This window comes from Capnocytophaga sp. oral taxon 329 str. F0087 (genome assembly GCF_000213295.2).
GTDB lineage: Bacteria > Bacteroidota > Bacteroidia > Flavobacteriales > Flavobacteriaceae > Capnocytophaga > Capnocytophaga leadbetteri_A.
In genome coordinates this window covers 2,319-6,582 of the sequence record NZ_KN390019.1, presented here as the reverse complement: position 1 = coordinate 6,582, position 4,264 = coordinate 2,319, and the positions used below count along the sequence as shown (strand labels likewise).

The 4,264-nt window shown below is 41.3% G+C and carries 3 protein-coding genes and 1 pseudogene; all 4 read left to right on the top strand.

What is annotated here, in order from left to right:
* Positions 1–1,133: pseudogene (locus HMPREF9074_RS12160) on the top strand (beta-N-acetylhexosaminidase); the annotation flags it as partial.
* Positions 1,134–1,136: 3 nt separating this feature from the next.
* Positions 1,137–2,057 carry a PDDEXK nuclease domain-containing protein gene (locus tag HMPREF9074_RS12155; protein WP_034540250.1) on the top strand — a complete coding sequence of 307 codons (921 nt, stop codon included), beginning with the start codon at positions 1,137–1,139 and terminating at the stop codon, positions 2,055–2,057.
* A gap of 97 nt (positions 2,058–2,154) precedes the next feature.
* The gene (locus tag HMPREF9074_RS08240; RefSeq protein WP_009390959.1) at positions 2,155–2,892 is read left to right on the top strand and encodes a type III pantothenate kinase; all 738 of its coding nucleotides are present in this window, start codon (positions 2,155–2,157) and stop codon (positions 2,890–2,892) included.
* Positions 2,889–4,169: a membrane protein gene (locus HMPREF9074_RS08235; protein WP_009390958.1), complete on the top strand. Its 1,281-nt coding sequence runs from the start codon at positions 2,889–2,891 to the stop codon at positions 4,167–4,169. Before HMPREF9074_RS08240 ends, HMPREF9074_RS08235 begins: the two co-directional genes overlap by 4 nt.
* Positions 4,170–4,264: the final 95 nt, after the last annotated feature.

Here is a 4,264-nt window from a genome sequence, read left to right as displayed (position 1 = left end):
TACATATAGGTACTGACGAGGTTGCTTTTACTAACCCTCGCTTCGTGCCCGAAATGGTGCAGCACTTGCGTGACAAGGGCAAGAAAGTGATTTCGTGGAACCCCGGTTGGCAGTACCAAGCTGGAGAGATAGATATGACCCAGCTATGGAGCTATCGGGGCAAAGCTCAAAAGGGTATCCCTGCTATAGACTGCCGTTTTCATTACCTAAATCACTACGATGCTTTTGCCGACCTCATTGCCCTGTATAACAGTCGTATACTAAACGTAGAGCAAGGTGATGAAGACCACGCAGGGGCTATCATCGCTATATGGAATGACCGCTATATAGCGAGCGAACGCGATATTATCGCTCAAAACAACTTCTATCCAGCAGCCTTAGCCTTAGCCGAACGCGCGTGGCGTGGCGGAGGCAATGCTTATTTCGATGGCAATGGCACTATGTTGCCCTCTTCACCCGATGACCCTATATTTCAGCAGTTTGCCGATTTTGAAGCCCGTATGCTATGGCACAAAGCGCACCACTTCAAACACGTACCTTTTGCCTATGTAAAACAAACCGACATAGAGTGGGCAATCACCGAACCTTTCAATAATGGTGGCGACTTAAGCAAAGATTTCGACTGGACTAATGCCCCTACTCGCAAAGCCTATGGGGCGAGTATCTACCTGCGGCACACTTGGGGTGACCTTATACCTAGTTTCTACTCTCACCCCAAACCTAATAGTACCGCTTATGCTTACACACGCGTGTATAGTCCTAAAAAACAGACCGTTGGACTCTGGATAAGTTTCCAAAATTACAGTCGTTCAGAGAAAGACATACCCCCACGCATAGGCAACTGGGACTATAAACAGAGTAAAATTTGGCTTAATGGCACAGAAATTGCACCGCCAATATGGCAATCTCAGCACAGCACCCCCTCTAATGAGGTACCGCTGACAAATGAGAACTTCGAGGTACGTCCTCCACTGAGGGTAACGCTCAACAAAGGCTGGAATCGTGTATTGTTAAAACTACCTATTGGCAGCTTTAGCACCCCTGAAGTACGATTAGTAAAGTGGCACTTCACCTGTGTATTCGTAACCCCTGACGGCCAAGAAAGAGCCGGCGCTATGAGGATTGGTGATTAATAAATTGAAGGTTTTTGGCTTATAGGTGAACGTATTGTAAAAGAAGAACAACAGGGTAGTGTGCGTGCTAACTATGGAGAGCAGATTATAGCTCAACTCTCAAAAGAATTAGGCAAAGGATTTAGCAAACGAACTCTTTGGGATTATAAAAAGTTTTATCTTACCTTTCCTAACATCAAAGATTCTGCACACATGTGTGCACAATTAACGTGGTCTCATATTCGACTGATAATGAGAGTTGAAAGCACTCAAGCAAGAGATTATTATTTACAGGAGACTGCTGAGCAACATTGGTCAGTTCGCACCTTAGAGCGAAATATCAATACGTCTTATTATCAGCGTTTGTTGGCTTCGCAAAGGAAAGATATTGTTGTAGAAGAAATGCAACAAAAAACAGCAGAATTTCAGCAAGACCCTTATGAGTTTATCAAAAATCCTGCTGTATTAGAGTTCTTAAACATTCCTACCCACTATGCTTATAATGAAAGTGATTTAGAGAAAAACCTTATCAATAATTTACAGCAATTTTTATTAGAGTTAGGTAAAGGCTTCGCTTTTGTAGCAAGGCAAAAACATATTCGCACTGAAACCCAAGATTTTTATATAGACCTTGTATTTTATAACTATATATTAAAGTGCTTTGTAATTATTGAGCTCAAAACAGACAAAATCACCCACCAAGATATAGGGCAATTGGATATGTATGTTAGAATGTTTGACGATTTAGAAAAATCAGAAACTGATAACCCTACTATTGGTATCTTACTTTGTACCCAAACAGACCAAACTATAGCAAAATATTCTGTTTTAGCCGAAAATAAACATCTTTTTGCTACCAAATATATGCCTTATTTACCTACTGAAGAAGAACTTGCTGAGGAGATAGAACACCAAAAACAAATTTTAACTCAAATTACACATTAGGTAGCTGTTCGCTGCTATATTCACTAAACAGAATGTAAAAAGCAGCTAATATGTAGGTAAAGAATTGTTAGAGTCCTTAAAACAATCATAGAAAATTTTGAATTTAGTAATTGACGAGGGGAATACCCTTATAAAAGTAGCCGTTTACGACGGAGGTAAACAACAGTTTTTCGAGTCCTTTGAGAAAGACAACTTTCAGCAGCAATTCTTGGCGAGAGTTCCGCTACAAGACTGCACACACGCCATTATCGCTACAGTCGTAGCTGAGGCTGAAGAGCGTTTTAGCTTCCTCTCATCATTAGTAAGCCACTGCGTAATGATGAGCGCACAGACACCCGTGCCTTTCACTAACCGATACGCTACCCCCCACAGCTTAGGCATCGACCGCATCGCCTTAGTAGCAGGCGCGGTGAGTCGTTTCCCACAGCATAATACCCTTATTATTGATGCTGGTACGTGCTTAACTTTCGACTTTGTGAATAAAAAAAATGAATACCTCGGTGGCGCTATAGCCCCAGGCATAGCAATGCGCCTAAAAGCAATGCACCATTTCACCTCTAAACTACCGCTGATAAGCGAACAAGATTTTGACAATCAGCAGTTTATAGGCACTAACACCCGAGACTGTATGCTCTCAGGAGTATATAATAATATCGTATGCGAAATAGACGGCGTAATAGCCCAATACACCCAAAAATACCCCGATTTGACAACTATTCTCACAGGTGGAAATCAGATTTATTTGGAGAAAAGAATAAAAAATCGGATATTTGCAGGCTCATTCGTATTGTTGGAGGGCTTAAACGCTATTCTTGAATATCAAAAACAACTATGAACAAAAAGCTAATTACACTTATCATCACCTTATTATCAGTAAGTTACAGCGCACTTGCTCAAAAGACTACTGAATCTCCTTACTCGTTTTACGGAGTAGGCGAACGCAATTTCAACGGTATAGCTGAAGAGAGCGCTATGGGAAATATCGGTGTCTTTGCCGATAGTACAAGGGTAAATATGCAAAATCCTGCTACCCTATCAGAACTGAAATACACGGCTTTTTCAGCAGGTATGACGATGCAATCAAAAAAAATTGTTACAAATAACACAAGTGTCAACACCCGTTCGTCAGCTTTTGATTATTTCACCTTAGGATTTCCTATTATTGATAGGTTAGGCGTTTCTTTTGGCTTAGTACCTTACTCATCAGTGGGCTACCAGCTAAAATCAGAAACCTATGGCACTACCTATCAGTATCAGGGCAATGGCAACGTAAACCAATTTTTTGCCTCAGTTGGCTATAAACTTCGCCAAGGCTTCAGTTTAGGGGCTACTGTTCGCTACAACTTCGGTACTATACAAATGACTGACATACAGCAGTTGCGCAATGTAGAGTTCTTTACTCAAGAAGACAGCAAATCAGTAGTAAAAGGCGCTACTTTCAACCTCGGACTTTATTACGAACACCCTTTACAACACAGATTGCACCTCTACAGTTCATTAGTATACACCCCTCAAAGTGTGTTAAGGTCTGACAACGAGCGCAGTATCTCTACCTTAGGCTACGCTTCAAGTTCAAATTCAAATGGGGGTGCCCAGCTATCGGTACGCGAGGTGCAACAAGTAAACCTTAGCGCGCAAGGCATCAAGAAAACAAACCTAACAATGGGCAGCCAAATAGAAGCAGGTATAGGGATAGGCGAGCAACAAAAATGGTTTGCCGGATTAGAATACACCTATGCTAACACCAGCAAATTTGCTAATCCATTCCTAACTACTACTAATGTAAGCTACAAAGACAGCTATAAAATAGAAGTAGGTGGATTTTGGATACCTAACTACAACTCATTCACAAGTTATTGGAAAAGAGTAACTTACCGTGCAGGATTTCACTACGAAAACACTGGCACAGTACTTAACGGACAAGCCCTCACCAAATTTGGCACGTCTTTTGGACTTAGTTTGCCAGTGAAAGGCTTTTCTAACATCACTACCGTATTCGAGTACAGCAAGCGCGGTACCCTAAGTGCGGGATTGCTGAAAGAGAATTATTTCAACCTAAAAATAGGATTCACTTTAAATGATAAGTGGTTCCAAAAAACAAAGTATCAATAAAAACAAACGAAAATGAGAAGAAGAATTTTATTAGCCACTATCGCCGCGAGTTTTTTCTTCGCCGCGAACGTGCAAGCACAAGATTGCAAAAGCAA

Excerpts from the sequence above, each read along its gene's own strand:
- HMPREF9074_RS08235 (WP_009390958.1), top strand. The coding sequence starts at position 2,889 with ATGAACAAAAAGCTAATTACACTTATCATCACCTTATTATCAGTAAGT.